Here is a 15,669-nt window from a genome sequence, read left to right on the forward strand (position 1 = left end):
GGGCAGGGCAATGGGCGACCGGGTGGGGTACGAGGACTGGCGCAAACTCGCCGAGCGCGAACTGAAGGCCTCGCCGGACGATCTGGTCTGGCACACGCCGGAAGGCATAGCCGTCAAGCCGCTGTATACCGCAACGGATCTGGAGGAGATCGCCCACCTCAATTCGTTGCCGGGCCTGAGGCCGTTCCTCCGCGGGCCGCGCGCTACAATGTATGCTGGCCGGCCCTGGACCATCCGTCAGTATGCCGGCTTCTCGACAGCCGAGGAATCCAACGCCTTCTATCGCAAGGCGCTCGCCGCCGGACAGAAGGGCCTGTCGGTGGCTTTCGATCTTGCCACGCATCGCGGCTACAATTCAGACCATCCCCGCGTCGAGGGCGACGTCGGCAAAGCTGGCGTTGCGATCGATTCTGTCGAGGACATGAAGATCCTGTTCGATAGCATTCCGCTCGACGAGATGTCGGTTTCGATGACCATGAACGGCGCGGTGATCCCGATCCTGGCGAACTTCATCGTCGCGGGAGAAGAACAGGGCGTCGCGCGCGAAAAACTCTCCGGAACCATTCAGAACGACATCCTCAAGGAGTTCATGGTCCGCAACACCTACATCTATCCGCCCGGACCCTCGATGCGGATCATCGCCGACGTCATCGAATACACGGCAAGGGAGATGCCAAAATTCAATTCGATCTCGATTTCCGGCTATCACATGCAGGAAGCCGGCGCGACGCGGGTCCAGGAACTTGCCTTCACGCTGGCTGACGGGCGCGAATATGTCCGCGCAGCCATCGCCAAGGGCCTGAGCGTCGATGAGTTCGCCGGCCGGCTTTCGTTTTTCTTCGCCATCGGCATGAATTTTTTCATGGAGGCCGCCAAGCTGCGGGCAGCTCGACTTCTGTGGTCGCGTATCATGGAAGAGTTCCATCCGAAGAAGCCTTCGTCGTTGATACTGCGCACGCATTGCCAGACATCGGGCGTGTCGCTGCAGGAGCAGGACCCCTACAACAACATCGTGCGCACGGCCTATGAGGCGCTTGCCGCCGTTCTTGGCGGCACGCAGTCGCTGCACACCAATTCTTTCGACGAGGCGATCGCGTTGCCGACGGAATTCTCCGCCCGCATTGCGCGCAACACGCAGCTCATCCTGCAGCATGAGACCGGCGTGACCAAGGTCGTTGATCCGCTCGCCGGCTCCTATTACGTAGAAAGCCTGACCAATGAGCTTGCCGAAAAGGCCTGGGCGCTTATCGAAGAGATCGAGGCGCTGGGCGGCATGACCAAAGCCGTGGCCTCCGGACTGCCCAAGCGGCTGATCGAGGAGGCGGCCACACGCCGTCAGGCTGCCGTCGATAAGGGCGAAGAGGTCATAGTCGGCGTTAACAAGTTCCGGCTCGAGACCGAGGACCAGATCGATATCCTGGACATTGACAATGGAGCCGTGCGCCAGTCGCAGATTGCCCGCATCGAAAAGACCAGGCGCCAGCGCGATCCCCAGCGCGTCGGCGATACGCTTCTCGCACTTAGCCAGGTCGCAGCTAGCGGCGAAGGCAACATCCTCGCAGCGGCGATCGAGGCGGCACGGGCCCGCGCGACTGTGGGGGAGATTTCAGATGCCATGCGTGAGGCGTTTGGCGATCATACGGCGGTACCCGAGGTGGTCAGCAACGTCTATGGCAAAGCCTTTGACCAGGAGCCGGAGTTCAAGACGCTGGTCTCGCGGATCCATGACTTCACTTGCACCCTTGGACAAAGGCCGCGCATTATGGTGGCGAAGCTTGGTCAGGACGGGCACGACCGCGGCGCCAAGGTTATCGCGTCCGCCTTGGGCGACATCGGCTTCGACGTGGTCGCAGGCCCGCTCTTTCAGACGCCGGAGGAGGCCGCGCAGCTAGCAGTAGAGAAGAAGGTGCATCTTGTGGGGGTATCCTCGCTGGCGGCCGGTCACAGGACGCTCGCGCCGCAGCTAGTCGAGGCGCTAAAGGCCAAGGGTGCCGACGACATTGTCGTCGTGGTCGGTGGCGTCATCCCGCGCCAGGATTACCAGTTCCTCAGTGACCGCGGTGTGGCGGCTATCTTTGGCCCTGGCACGAACGTGCTCGATGCGGCGCGGGCGCTCCTTGATGTCCTCGAGGGAAGAAGACGAAACCAATGAACGGCCATGTTCTGCAGCTCTCGGTCAGCTCAAAGAAGCGAAACCGGCCTGAAGGCGTCGAAGCTGATGGAGGTCAGGCGCGTCATCACCGAAGCGACCAAGGCGTGCGCCTTTGTCAAGGTCGGGCGTCACGGCAGCGTAAACGGCGCTGCAAAAGATCTGGGCGGCGGGACGCCAGGGCGGTAATCCAGCAGATAAAGCTATTGGAGCTTCAACTCAGCGTTCGCCTGTTTGATCGTTGGAACCGCGAGATCAAGCTGACGGAAGAGGGGCTGCTCCTGTATGGGAACCTCGCTCCAGGCTTCCAGCAGGTTCACGATGCAATTTCGTTGTTTGCCGACAGACGACCGGATCCGGAGACGTTGATCGTGACGACTACTCCAGCGATGTGGCCAGCATTTGACCGCGCTGGAGCAACTCTGCGGATTCATTCTTTACCTCATCCAGGTCTGGCGGCTCGGATCCAACTTCCTCGCAACTGTCGAAATGCTCGGCCCTTTGGCCAGCTCGGCTAACGTGGCCAGACCGCCAGATCAGAAAGAGCACGCTTGCGAAATACGCCAGCTGAAGGAGCAGCGAACAAGCCAGCGTCGTGACGATTGCTGTGCCGATGGAATGAGAAGCGAAATAGGCGGTCAGAGCTGTGCTGCAAAGGACCATTCCCAGGACGCGGCAGAAGATTCTGAAGGGCAATGCCGTTCTCCTGGATGTCCACCAGATCATGCAGCGACATTGTCGGCCGCAACATGGGTCTGGCAGCTCTTCGGGCAGACGCGGGCGCAGGCTCCGCAGCCAATGCAGCGGCCGGGATGGTCGACGACCATGATCATGCGATTGAGCTCGCCATCGAAATCGTCGTCTTTGCCGTCGCAGGCGAGGATTTCACCCGCGTCATTGACGCCGTAAAGATGCATGACCTCGCGCGAGCAGACTTTGAAACAGCGGCCGCAGCCGATGCAGGTCGCGCCGTCTATCGCGGTGAGATATTCCGGCATCCATCCGGAGCCGTCGCGCGTGGTGAATGTGCTCCTCATCGTAACTTCTTCATTGCAGCGAGCTCTCTCTGGGCGCCATCCAACTCGGCAAAAACGGCCGACGCTTCCTCGGCGACTTCCTCTATCTCCGTCCATTTTCCAGGGAGATCCTCTGCAAGGTCGCGCAATTTCATCTTGGCAATGGCGCGCGCAACTGAAGCTTTCGGACTTCCGTTCCCATCTCATCCAGCTTTGACATAGATCCTTCCTTGAAATCGGTTTCTTCACGCCCGTGCCACGTCGGGTTAGGCTTCGATGGCCGCAGTCGCATCGTCGATCAGTTTCGTACCGGCCTCCGCTAGCTTCCTGAGCATCTCTAAGCCGAACCGGTGGATGTCTCGACAGAGCGACCAACCGCCCGGCCGTAAAACGCGATCGTCCGAAGCCCCATAGGTTTCATCTTTGTCATTGGCGATGTCATCAGGCCGGAGCGCTCCTCGATCGCGAGCGCGACGGCGGTGTAAAGTATGTCGAGCCTCCAAAGCACGTCCGGCTCGGGATCGCCGATGACAGGCATCGCACGGCGCTGTTTTCTGATGACGATGAAGTCGTCCAGCAGTTCGGCGTCCGATTTGCTTTCCCACGAGCCGTAGGAGTCTTGAGCACCGATCAGCCGCACGAGGCATCTGACGAATGGCGTGGCAGGCGCCTCGTCCTCCTCAACGGCAGGGCTGATTGCGGTGTCAGACATTTCGCCTTCTCCTCATTTCAGTCCTCTTCCTCGAAGCACGATGTCTGTTGTCTGGGACGCGTACTTCGGGCACACTTGCGCAGCCGACGCCCGGCTCGGCGCGACTGGTTCCACGCAATTGATGTCCTTCGGGCCGACCTTGAACACGTCCTCGACTGCGAAGTCTTCCACGCGAATTCGCGTTGAACATCACTTCCGCCGCAATGCGGCCGGAGGCCATGAAGATTTGAGCCTCGACCCTGCTGCAAACGATCGACCAAGTTCTGCATGGACCCTCCTTGCCGCACGGTCACGCCAGGGAAATGGGCGAATTGACCAGTAAGTCATTTCGACCAATTACCCATTTTTTTATCTTTCCTCCTCGGCCAACCGCGCCTTGGCACCCTCGGGGCTCGCCACGCAGCCAGTCCTCCACTTTGATCTCGGGAGCCGGTGACCCCAGCTGCACTACCATGTTGCTCTCCAAGGCTGTTGCCAAAGGTTGGGTGACCTTATGCGCGAGCTTGTTCCCCCTTTGAGACGGGGGCACGAGGGTTCAAGAGCATCGCTCGTCTTGCGCATCTGCGTGCAGTCAGCCTTCACTCAGTGTTGCTGACTCTCAAATCGCAAAGGCCGTGCCAACGCGCTAGGCGCGCAGTAACTTCTTGATTCTACTTCAAAATCGTCCGGGTGCCCAAGATGGCCGGTTGTATTGGACGCGACATGTCTTCTGCCGCTGTCCGGTTTGGACACGCATCTGGCACTTCGGGCCGGCACGAAAGCCTGGCCACGGACGACTCAACATGTATTCGGCTGAGGGACCGAGCAGATGGACATCAAGACTGCGTTGGCTGCCGCCAGGCCCGTCATCATTGTCCGCTTCACGCCACCGGCTTGAGCGTCTTGCCGTTCCGGTCCCTCAGGCGGTAGCGGATCTCGCCATTTTCGATTGCAAAGGCTGCCCCATCCGAGCGCGGCCTGTGCCCCCTCGCCCGCCTTGCGATTGAATTCCTGGCTGGCGACATGGGAATTTTTCACGACGAAGCCGGTCCAGCTTCGGCTCGCCAATACCGCCATCGCCAGCTCGAAGATTATGATCCTGGCAAAAAAGGCCAGGATGAGTGCCGGCGTGTGCGGCCGGTGAGCTCTCCGGGGTTCCTGCTTTGTGCCGATATTTTCTGTGTTCCCTGTGCTCAGCGCTACAGGGACCGCCTGGTGCGAATGTGAGCTTGTCGGAATTGACCAGCCTTAAGGCCGCTCGGTCGCCACGCGGTGGGCCGGGCAGACTGAAAACGCTGAAGATGCGGCCGCCGTCCTCGCCGCTAAGCCGGCTACCATCCCAGCCGATGGTAACGTTATTGATGCTATCAATTCCCCCCCGCCACCGGCAAGAGCCCGACCGTCCGACTCGAAGGTCGGTGCCTTGGCCGCTGCACGGTTGCGGTGTTCAGCTCCCGGCCAGTGGTGAGGGGAATCGTGATAACGCCAATACGATGGGGCTACGGTCCGAACGCGGCCTGCTGCGCTGAAACGACTCTCTTCTCGACCTGACGCCGACCCGAGTATCGGTGTTTTGAGAGCATTGAGGACGTCTGGGCCTCTGCCCGGCCGTTGGTCTGCGCGTTACGGATTGTCTCGGCGAGCAGACCCCGAGCGCGCGTTAGAGACGTCCGGGAATGTTCTTCGCGACGGCGCTTGCAAGTTGCTCCAGGAGCTTCGCGTTGCGGCGACTTTTCTCCGACTTGGCATCAGGATAGGTGACCAGGGAGTAGAGCTTCGAACAGCATCGGTGCTGCTTCGGAACCCGTCAGCGAGCCAAAAACAGCGGCAATGGCGGCTTGCCCACCATCCATCTTGTGACGCCACCGAAGAGCCGCTCGCGCAGCCGTCGGCTGCCATAAGCGCCCATGACTATCATGTTGGCAGACGTATCGATTGCGTGCTGCGCGAGCACAGTGGCCGTATCGAACAAGCTGCCGTTGAAAACAAGAGCTCCGAGACTAGTGTCGTTGAGAAGTGCGGGGCCGTTGCAGAGCGCCCGCTGTCGCACCGCGTCACCGATGCTTCGCAGTTCGCAATATCGACATCATAGCACCGCCACGTGGCTTTCAGCAGTTTGTGAATTTCCCTGGATGTTTTTTCCCAACTGGCCGTGTCCTGTGAAAATCTCTTTGCGTGTACCGTTGTTCCAGTGCGGCAATGGCGTGTGCGCGTTGTCCAGGCCACTCGGGGATGCCACCGCCTAGCGGCCGAGGCGACCATCACGAGCGGCGGAGGCGACATCACCAGTACGGAAAGATACGCGCCGACTTCGGCACACAAGCTGGCAGCTGTCCTGACATCCTGATCGGAGTGGTCAACTCCCGTCACACTGAGTACGCTCTTGAAGGCCATCTGTCTGCTTCTTTCTAAGTATGTCGTAACTGTAGGCGCGTTTCGAAGCCGCAAGACTTGCCCTCAGCACGACGGAGATGGGGTGGCACTACATCTTCGCTGTTCAGCCGTCCGGTCCCTCGAGCGAGTGGCACCGCACCTGCCTCATTCGCCGTCAGCCTCAGGCTCAACGTCCGCCTCCTCCAGCGAGTAGCCGTCGGACCTGATAGTTCGAATGACGCTGCCGGCCGACGTCCTCTCCAGCTCCTTTCTGATCCGGCTGACATGGACATCGACGGTGCGTTCACCGACATGGATCTTTTCCCCCCAAGCAGCGTTCTTTAACTCGACTCGGCTGAACACCATGCCGGGAGTCTCGAGCAAATGCCGCAGCAGCTTGAACTGGATCGGTCCAAGGTGGATGTCGTGGCCGTTACCATGGACTCGGCGGGCATCGACGTTCATCTCTAGCCTGCCACAGCGGAGCCAGCTGCCGTTTTTTATCCCGTTTGAACCCGGCTGTGGCAGCGCCAGCTTCGTGCGTAGACAGTCAAGCAGCTTGGCCGGCGCGAAGGGCCGCACAAAGCTCTCGTCAATTCCTGCCTTCAAGAGATCGAGGTGCTGGTTCTCGGCGCCGGGCGCGATCAACGCAATGACGGGCAGGCGGCCGGTTCGGGGCTCCCCCTTAAACCGGGCGCAGATTGTGGAGCCTGCCACGCTTGATGGCCCGCAGTCCAGCACGACCGCCTGGAGCTCCCGTTCATTGGCAAATGCAAGTGCTTCATTCACGCCGCCTGCCGGCTCACTCGTGAAGCCGTCCACCCCCAGAATGTGGCTGAGGAACAAATACAACTCCGCATCTTGCGAACAGATCAGTACCACTGGCTTCATCAGCGCTACCCCAAGAACCACATCGGCCTCGACCGCCTCGATTGAGAGGGCTGGCCATCGCATGTCCTCAAGACCTGACATGATCCCCTCGATCGAAAGATCCCGCCCGCGCCACCTCGGGATAAGCCTCAATGACTGCGGTGGCATCGCCGGCCAGTTGGGTACCGGCGGCGGCGAGTTTCCAGAACGTCTCGAAACCGAACCGGTGGACGTCGCGCAGGGTTTTCGACAAAACGACCAACCGCCCGGCCGTGAAGAGCACGCGCCCGAAGCCCTCGTGGCTCATCTCCATGATCGGGGATGCCATCAGGCCGGAGCGTTCCTCAATCGCAAGCCCGACGGCGGTGTAGAACTTATCGAGCCTCCACAGCACGTCCGGATCGTGATCGCCGATGATTGGAATTGCACGGCGCTGTTCCTTGGTGATGATGAAGTCGCCCAGCAGCTCGGCGTCCGATTTGCCTTCCCATGACCCGTGGGAATCATTGGCACGGATCAGCCGCACGAGGCATTTGACGAACGGGGTGGCAAGGGCCGCCTCGTCCTCGGTGGCGGCAGGGCCAACAGCGGCTTCAAACATTTCGCCCACTCCTCATTCAGCTTTCGTCCTCGAAGGAGGGCTTCTGTTCAGCGACACCTGCCTGCGCCAGCACCTTGCGCAGCCAAGGGGGAGGACACGTCCTGAGCATCATCTGCGTGCGCAACAACACCTCTTGGATGGTCTGGGGCTGCGGCACTTTGATCGGATGGATCTTTGCGGAAACAAGTTTGGCTGCCGAAGGTCCGCCGATCGCCAGACAAAACAGCAAATGGCAGCCCTTTAGTGCCTCCACCTTCGGGGTGATGCGGTCATCGCCCTCGGTTCGGTGCTTCCCGCTCTCGTCGGAAACGTCGTCAAAGGCCACGGCTTCCACGAGATTCCACTCCTCGCGCATAACGTCGTAGACAGCAAAGCGCCTGGCCGATCCGAAATGGGCGTTGAGGTTCTTCATGTCCTGCGTGGCGATCGCCACGCGCAATGCGCCCGCTTGGCGTTCCGGCTTCGGTACGTGAACCTCGTCAGTGACGAGCGAGAGGCGACGGACGGAGCTCATCTGGCATTTCTCGCTTACGGAGTGGATCAAGCGCCTCAGGCGTCGGCGCTCGCCCGTTGGCTTCGAAAATGTTGGCAACCTCGAAGATCAGGTCGCGGGTCCCCTGGTAGAGGACGGTGAGCTTGTGCTGGGCCCCGAGCCGGTCGAAGATCGGGAAGCCGACCCGCATGAGCGGAATGCCGAGGCGCTGCGCCGCCTGGCGGCCGTGGGAATGAGTAACGAGAAGATCAGCGCCGGCGCCAAGCGCTTCCAAATCGCCGAGATCGCCGATTTGAACCGACTGCGCCGGCACTTCCTCCAGAATTTTCGACATAGCGGCCGTTGTGACCGCCGCCGCGATTTCGGAGCCCATGCCGATGAAGAAGCTCGCGAGTTGGTAGAGTTGGTCTGGTTCAGCAGCGATCGCAATTTTCTTGCCTCCAAAGTGGAAATGTCCGTCGAGCAACGCGTCCTGCAACTGCGCCCGCCGACGGCGCACCTCAGCCGGCGCCGCCTCGCCCGAAACTGCGGACAGCAGCGAGACGAACCGGTCGGCGTCCCTCAATCCGGTCAGCGACCGGAACAGCACGTAAGGCACGCCGGTCAACCTCTGCAGCAGCTCGGCCGGGCGGCGCATATGCTCACCGATGACGATACATTGCTCGGCCGTGCCTAGCTCGCGGATATCCTCGACGCTGGTGCCGCCATAGGTGGTCGTGACCCAGCGGTCGGGCACCGTACCGTCGAGCGAGCCGGAGATGTCCGGCAGAATCACCGGCTTCAGTCCAAAGCTTTCAACCATCTCACGTAAATGCTCGGTGTCAGCCACAGTGAGGTTCCAGCCAGGCAGGATCACGATTTTCTTCGACTGCCGCGCTTGCTCGCCGGGCCGTGTAATCCCTTCGATCATCGCGGTGACAGCTTTGGCCCAGCCCTCTTCGATCGCACCATCGAAATCTGGCGTGTTGGCCAGCACCACCTCCGTACCCGCGAGTTCTTTGGTCCGCTTCAGCCTGATATTGGCGATATCTCCTGCGCAGTCTTCGCCCCGGGTTTCCACCAACGCGGTCGTGCAAACCCCGATCAGCGTTGGCTTTGTGCGGGCCTTGAGGTTGAGGATCGCCTCTTCCAGATGGTCTGCCCCGCCGAGGATCGTTGCCACCTCGTCCATCGCGGTTGTCTGCAAGGGAATGGCTTCCTTGAAATGTCGCACGAAGAGCACGAGCGCGAAGCTGGTGCACCCCTGGCTGCCGTGGAACAATGGCATCGCGCCGTCGACGCCAAGAAAGGCGAGGGCGGCGCCGAGCGGCTGGGATGACTTCAGCGGATTGACCGCCGCCGCTTTGGACTGGGGAAGGATGCGGACCATCGGCTTTCCTCGACACTCGCCGAAATCAGCGGCCGTGGTGCCGGAGAATTCCTGGACAGCATGCAAGGTCACGGTCTCGCTTTTCGTGCACGGCCGTTCCTCCCTCACCGCAGGCTGGCAATCCCATGGTGCCGGCTCGCGTACCTGGCACCAGATGGGGTTATGAATGGCCAGGTCGATCTGGCGTACGAGTTCCACCATGCCGTCATAGCCGGCGTAAGGATGTTGGCGCTCCTGGTTGATATCGAGCCAGGGCGTCTTGGCCTTCAGAGCGACGAATTGCGTGCGCCCGCCTGATAGCAGGATATCGGCCTTGTGTTCGGAGAGCATGGCGTAAAGCTCGCGCGCTGCCATCTGCTCGAATATATGGTTGTCGTCCTTGAGGATCTGCTTGATCCGCTCTTTGTCTTCGACGGTCGACTTCTTGACAGAGGTGCCGACGATCTCGATCCCGATCTCCATCAGCGCATGGACGACCGACCAGGACTTCACGCCGCCGGTGTTGAGCAGCACGCGCTTGCCTTCGAGCCTCGGCCGGTAGGCCGCTAGGTTCTTCCAGGCGATCGCCTCTTCCTCTGCAATCAATAGCTCGGTGCGGCCGAGGATCTCCGGATCGGCACCCTGCTTCACCAGCAGCTCAGAGATCTGTCGGAGCGCTTCCGAGGTGTCGGTGATCCCGTAGAAGGAGCCCTCGAAAAACGGGATGTCCCAGCGCTCGTCCATCTTGCGTGCCAGATTGATGAGCGCGGTCGAGCACACCATCATAGCCGCCCGGGCGCGGTGCGCGCCGGCAACATCGACGTAACGGGCGTCACCCGGAATGCAGGCGCGCACCCGGATCCCGAGCCGATCCAGCAGCGGCTTCACCAGCCAGAATTCGCCCGAGAGGTTGAATTCGCCAAGAATGTTGATGTCGTAAGGGCCGGCATCGTCGGGCTCGACCGTGCCGATGACATGCTCGAGCAACGCCTCGCCGGCAAGCTTGTTGCCGAGATTCTTGGAGCCGACGAAGCCCGGCGCATTGACCGGTACAACGGCCAAGCCGAACTTTTCCGCCGCGCGCTTGCAGACGGCGTCGATGTCGTCGCCGATCAGCGCCGTCACGCAGGTCGGATAGACGAAGATCGCCGGCGGCCCATACGCTTCCTTGATCTCGCGGATCGCTTTGAAGAGCTTCCGCTCGCCCTGCCCCATGACAACATCGAGTTCGGTGAGGTCGGTCGTGAAGCTCGTGCGCCACAGCGTTGGCCCGGACGAAGCCGCACCGCGGTTGTCCCAGGAATTGCCCTCGCAGGCGAGCGGCCCATGGACCAGGTGTGCGACGTCTGTGATCGGCTGCAGCACGATCTTGGCGCCATCGAAGGCACAGCCGCCGGCCGCCGCCCCGGGGATCAGTGGCTTCGAACAGCCCTCCTTGCGCGCCTTGGCATCCTTGCCGCGGTTCTTTTCGCAGCCAGGCTCGTTGAAGACATCCTGGATTTTGGCTCTGAGCAAGGACATTGCGTCGGTCTCCAAAGTCCCTCGGGAAGACGACCGGCCAAAGCCGACCGTCAAGCTTAGCGGGTGAGGTCATACGAATAGTCCGTCACGCCCGTCTCGCTTGTCTCGCGATCGAGCTTGTCGAAGATCTTGTCGAGGATCGTCGTCAGCACGCGCAACCCGCCTTGGTAGCCCATCAGCGCAAACCGATGGTGATGGTGGCGATCGAAGATCGGAAACGTCAGCCGGATCAGCGGCGTGCCGGTGTCGCGCTCCAGATACTTGCCATAGGAGTTGCCGATCAGCAGGTCCACCGGCTCGGTGAAGAGCAGCGAGCGCATCGCCCAGAGGTCCTTGCCCGCCCAGACTTGAGCATCCTTGCCGAAGGGCGATGATGCAAGCAGTTCCTTCAACTCCGCTTCCCATGCCGACGTTCCGTTGGTGGCGAGGCAATGGGTCGGCTCGCCGCCCGTCTCCATGATGAAGCGGGCCATGGCGTAGACAAAGTCCGGATCGCCGTAAATGGCGTATTTCTTACCGTGCAGCCAGGATTGGCTGTCCGCCATGGCGTCGACAAGTCGGCCGCGCTCGAGGCGGATTACCTCCGGGATTTGCTTGCCGGAAATCGCGGAAACCTCCATCAGGAAGTCGTCAGTCGCCTTTACACCGAGCGGGTAATGGAACGAGGCCGTCGCCTGCCCCACCCCCTCGCAATACTCTAGGGTTTTTCGGGTGTTGTAATGCTGCAGCGACAGCGTCGCCTCGGCGTTGAGTGCCTTCCTCACGTCTTCGATCTTCGTGCCGCCGTCATACATGCGGTATTCGCCGTCGGACGGCGTGTCGAACTGGTCAGAGGCGTCTTGGATGAAGGTGTAGGATACGCCTATCAGGTCGAGCAGGCGCTTGAGTTCCCGGTTGTTGCCAACACAGAATCCGTCGAAGCCCGGAATGACGTTGATGGTCCCCTCGGCTTCCGTTCGCTCCTCCCCTTTCCAGAAATGCTCCAAAATGCCCTTGACCGTAACGTCATAGCCGTCGACATGGCTGCCGACGAAGGCCGGAGTGTGGGCGAAAGGCACGTCGAAGTCGCTCGGGACCGAGCCTTCGTCCTTGGCGTTCTCGATGAAGCTGTGCAGATCGTCGCCAATGACCTCTGCCATACAAGTGGTCGAGACGGCGATCATCTTCGGGTCGTAGAGTTGGTACGTGTTGGCGAGCCCATCGACCAGGTTCTTCAGGCCGCCGAACACTGCCGCGTCCTCGGTCATCGAGGAGGAAACCGCCGAAGCAGGCTCCTTGAAATGGCGCGACAGGTGCGAGCGGTAATAGGCCACGCAGCCCTGGCTGCCATGGACGAAGGACATGGTTCGCTCGAAGCCTGCGGCCGCGAACACCGCGCCGAGCGGCTGGCAGGCCTTGGCGGGGTTCACGACAAGGGCTTGGCGAGCAAGGTTCTTTTCGCGGTATTCCCACGTCTTGGTGAATTCGCCTTGGTCGGTAACGACCTGGTCCGGGTGAGGACATTCGAAATTCAGCCTCTTCTCCGCGAGCATCTGCCTGTATTCCGGCTCGCGGAACAGGGGCGCGTGGTCGAGAACTTTTTCAGCCGACTGCGGCATGGGCGGTTACCTCTTTGCATCTGGTCCGCCATACGGCGGCACAGGGACGTCGAAAGTTTCAGGTCTCCCGCGGACAAGCGGCCACAGGCGTTCATGGCCTCCCGGCTTCCGGGAGGCCAGGGTTTCATTCGGCTGCGATCGCCGCCGACGGCTCGGCTTTTTTCTTCCAGGGGGCGTCGTAGAGGTTCCAGACCGGGTTGTTGATGGCCAGATCCATATCGCGCGCGAAGATGGCGAACCCGTCGTAGCCGTGATACGGGCCGGAATAATCCCAGGAATGCATTTGACGGAACGGTATGCCCATCTTCTGGACCGCGTACTTTTCTTTGATGCCGGAGCCAACGAGATCAGGACGGATCCCCTCGATGAACTTCTCCAGCTCGTAACCAGTCACGTCGTCGTAGATCAGAGTGCCCTTCTTCACGTAGTGGCCGGTACGCTGATAGTCGTCGTTATGGCCAAATTCGTAGCCAGTGCCGACGATCACCATGCCCAGGTCCTCATATGCCGTGACGACGTGACGGGGGCGCAGCCCGCCGACATAAAGCATCACCGTCCTGCCTTCGAGGCGCGGCCGGTACTTGGCTATGACCGCCTCGACCAGCGGCCGGTATTTGGCTATGACCGCCTCGGCCTTGGCCTCGATTTCCGGCCCGAAGTGCTTGGCTATCTTGCGCAGAGAGGCTTCGGTCTGGGAGGGGCCGAAGAAATTGTACTCCATCCAGGCGATGCCATACTTTTCCTCCATGTGCCGGCAGATGTAGTTCATCGACCTGTAGCAATGGATGAGATTGAGTTTCGCCTTTGGCGCTCGCTCTATTTCGACCAGGGTAGCGTCGCCCGACCAGTTGCCGACCACGCGCAGACCCATCTCTTCGAGCAGGATGCGCGAAGCCCAGGCGTCGCCGCCGATATTGTAGTCGCCGACTACATTGACATCGTACGGGCCGGCCTCGAACTCGAGGTCCTTCTTCTCGAACACCCAGTCGCGGATCGCGTCGTTGGCGATGTGGTGGCCGAGGGATTGCGAGACGCCGCGGAAGCCCTCGCAGCGCACCGGCACGATTGTCTTTTCGTGCTCCTTGGCCTTGTTGCGGGACACAGCTTCGGTGTCGTCGCCAATCAGGCCAATCGGGCATTCGGATTGCACAGTCATGCCCTTGTTCAGCGGAAACAGTTCCTCGATCTCGTCGATGATCCGTTCGAGCTTCTTGTCGCCGCCGAAAACAATGTCCTTCTCCTGGAAATCGGAGGTGAACTGCATGGTGACGAACGTGTCAATGCCGGTCGTGCCGATGTAGTAGTTGCGGCGCTGAGACCAGGAATATTGCCCGCAGCCTACCGGGCCGTGCGAGATATGGACCATATCCTTGACTGGACCCCACACCACGCCTTTCGAGCCGGCATAGGCGCAGCCGCGAATTGTCATCACGCCGGGGATGGACTTGATGTTCGATTTGACCTCGCATTCGGAAAGGACCTCGCTTTCCTCGCCAGCCTCGTCGCCGCTTTTTGCGACGCTGAGGTGCTTTTTGCGGCGCTTCGCCGACTTGTCAGGATATTGCGACAGCACTTCCTCGATTAGCCTCGCATGGAGGCCACCGTCATTCTCGTATTCCAGGCTCATGGGACCCCTTTCAAGGTTCAGGGTGACGCCTCACCGACGAGGCGCCGTTCTTTGAAAGACGCACCAGGTCAGGCGGCGCCTCATGTCGGCAGTGGTCGCTACTGTGCGGCCGCCTTAGCCGCTTCCTTGACCTGAAGCTCGGCAAGCATCTGCTCGTCCGTCTTCATGATGCCAAAGTCGAGCAGCATGTCCTCGAGCTCCTCCATGGTGATCGGGGTCGGGATGGTGCCCTGGCCCGAATTCCCATGGATCTTCTCGGCCAGCGCCCTGTATTCGCCGGCCTGCTTGGAGTCCGGCGCATACTGGATCACAGACATCTTCCTGAGCTCGGCGTGCTGGACGATGTTGTCGCGCGGCACGAAGTGGATAAGTTTGGAATTGAGCCTGGAAGCAAGCGCCTCGGCGAGGTCGAGTTCGCGGTCGGTTTGGCGCTCGTTGCAGATCAGGCCGCCGAGCCGCACGCCGCCCGAATGGGCGTATTTCAGGATACCCTTGGCGATGTTGTTGGCGGCATAGAGCGCCATCATCTCGCCGGACATGACGATATAGATTTCCTGGGCCTTGTTCTCGCGGATCGGCATCGCGAAACCGCCACACACCACATCCCCGAGCACGTCGTAGGAGACATAGTCGACGTCGTCGTAGGCGCCGTTCTCCTCGAGGAAGTTGATTGAGGTGATCACGCCGCGGCCGGCGCAGCCGACACCCGGCTCGGGCCCTCCCGACTCCACGCATTTGATGCCTTTGTACCCGACCTTGAGCACGTCCGCGAGTTCCAGGTCTTCCACCGAACCTTCCTCTGCCGCGAGGTGCAGCACCGTATCCTGCGCCTTCGCGTTCAGGATCAGGCGGGTGGAGTCGGCTTTGGGGTCGCAGCCGACGATGAGGATTCTCTGCCCGAGGTCGACAAGGGCGGCGAGCGTATTTTGGGAGGTGGTGGACTTGCCGATGCCGCCCTTGCCGTAAAAGGCGATCTGACGCAAACCTGACATGTAGCTTTCCTTCCTTCGTTCCATTCATCGCGGCTGCCGCGACATGAATGCCGGTCGGGCAGCTGTAGCCGCCTCGCACCTAAGGATCTCAAGACTCGTGCCAATTTGGCTGATCGAACCGAAGAATAATTTGATGGTTGCTTTTCAGGGGTTTAGCCTGAGGGCCAAAGAAAGGATCGTCGCAACAGACCGTGTAGCGGACCCGACAATGGCGACACAAAGCGTCGGATCGCGATCCTCAGTCACCGAATTCGTTTGAACCGCGTCGTTATGTTGAAGTGGACGAACAGCAGCTCGATCCTGTTGGGTGAATTGCGGGATGCTGTCTGTTCCGGCGAGCTGACGTGCTTGCTAACGCGTGTCATCGTGGACACTCCGCGGAATCTTGCG

The 15,669-nt window shown here is 60.7% G+C and carries 11 protein-coding genes and 3 pseudogenes; 2 read left to right on the forward strand and 12 right to left on the reverse strand.

From position 1 onward, the window contains the following. The first annotated feature begins 10 nt into the window (after nt 1-10). Together scpA and NKI10_RS27105 are read left to right on the forward strand one after the other, a co-directional pair. On the forward strand, nt 11-2,152 hold the full coding sequence (gene scpA, locus NKI10_RS27100) for a methylmalonyl-CoA mutase (protein ID WP_352862336.1): 2,142 nt from the start codon (nt 11-13) through the stop codon (nt 2,150-2,152). A 104-nt stretch (nt 2,153-2,256) separates the two neighbouring features. Next, nucleotides 2,257-2,412: pseudogene (locus tag NKI10_RS27105) on the forward strand (hypothetical protein); the annotation flags it as partial. Between the two features lie 115 nt (nt 2,413-2,527). Here NKI10_RS27105 and NKI10_RS27110 read toward each other — a convergent pair. From NKI10_RS27110 to nifH, 12 genes and pseudogenes are all read right to left on the reverse strand, one after another. Next, the gene (locus NKI10_RS27110; protein WP_352862337.1) at nt 2,528-2,875 is read right to left on the reverse strand and encodes an exopolysaccharide production repressor protein; all 348 of its coding nucleotides are present in this window, start codon (nt 2,873-2,875) and stop codon (nt 2,528-2,530) included. Then, nucleotides 2,872-3,186, reverse strand: coding sequence for a ferredoxin III, nif-specific (fdxB, locus tag NKI10_RS27115; protein ID WP_352862338.1), 315 nt, complete (start codon nt 3,184-3,186; stop codon nt 2,872-2,874). Before fdxB ends, NKI10_RS27110 begins: the two co-directional genes overlap by 4 nt. Continuing rightward, a pseudogene (locus NKI10_RS27120) lies at nt 3,183-3,385 on the reverse strand (CCE_0567 family metalloprotein). The gene fdxB and the pseudogene NKI10_RS27120 overlap by 4 nt, the downstream one beginning before the upstream one ends. A 46-nt stretch (nt 3,386-3,431) precedes the next feature. Further along, a pseudogene (locus NKI10_RS27125) lies at nt 3,432-3,877 on the reverse strand (NifX-associated nitrogen fixation protein). 777 nt (nt 3,878-4,654) lie between these two features. After that, entirely contained in the window at nt 4,655-5,095 is a 441-nt protein-coding gene (locus tag NKI10_RS30940) for a FixH family protein (RefSeq protein ID WP_502897581.1), read from the reverse strand. Between the two features lie 1,299 nt (nt 5,096-6,394). After that, nucleotides 6,395-7,201 (reverse strand): response regulator transcription factor, encoded by an 807-nt coding sequence (locus NKI10_RS27135; protein WP_023820227.1) that lies wholly within the window; start codon nt 7,199-7,201, stop codon nt 6,395-6,397. Further along, nucleotides 7,188-7,700 carry a NifX-associated nitrogen fixation protein gene (locus NKI10_RS27140; protein ID WP_352862339.1) on the reverse strand — a complete coding sequence of 171 codons (513 nt, stop codon included), beginning with the start codon at nt 7,698-7,700 and terminating at the stop codon, nt 7,188-7,190. The genes NKI10_RS27135 and NKI10_RS27140 overlap by 14 nt, the downstream gene beginning before the upstream one ends. Nucleotides 7,701-7,716: 16 nt before the next feature. Then, nucleotides 7,717-8,214 (reverse strand): nitrogen fixation protein NifX, encoded by a 498-nt coding sequence (nifX, locus tag NKI10_RS27145; protein ID WP_352862340.1) that lies wholly within the window; start codon nt 8,212-8,214, stop codon nt 7,717-7,719. Then, entirely contained in the window at nt 8,180-11,062 is a 2,883-nt protein-coding gene (locus tag NKI10_RS27150; protein WP_352862341.1) for a bifunctional nitrogenase iron-molybdenum cofactor biosynthesis protein NifEN, read from the reverse strand. The genes nifX and NKI10_RS27150 overlap by 35 nt, the downstream gene beginning before the upstream one ends. A 56-nt stretch (nt 11,063-11,118) precedes the next feature. Continuing rightward, the gene (gene nifK / locus NKI10_RS27155) at nt 11,119-12,660 is read right to left on the reverse strand and encodes a nitrogenase molybdenum-iron protein subunit beta (protein ID WP_352862342.1); all 1,542 of its coding nucleotides are present in this window, start codon (nt 12,658-12,660) and stop codon (nt 11,119-11,121) included. A gap of 124 nt (nt 12,661-12,784) precedes the next feature. Next, nucleotides 12,785-14,287, reverse strand: a complete 1,503-nt coding sequence (gene nifD, locus NKI10_RS27160; protein WP_352862343.1) for a nitrogenase molybdenum-iron protein alpha chain — start codon at nt 14,285-14,287, stop codon at nt 12,785-12,787. Between the two features lie 98 nt (nt 14,288-14,385). After that, entirely contained in the window at nt 14,386-15,279 is an 894-nt protein-coding gene (nifH, locus tag NKI10_RS27165) for a nitrogenase iron protein (RefSeq protein WP_023706403.1), read from the reverse strand. Nucleotides 15,280-15,669 lie beyond the last annotated feature (390 nt).

Origin of the sequence: Mesorhizobium sp. M0802 (genome assembly GCF_040320115.1) — a bacterium.
GTDB lineage: Bacteria > Pseudomonadota > Alphaproteobacteria > Rhizobiales > Rhizobiaceae > Mesorhizobium.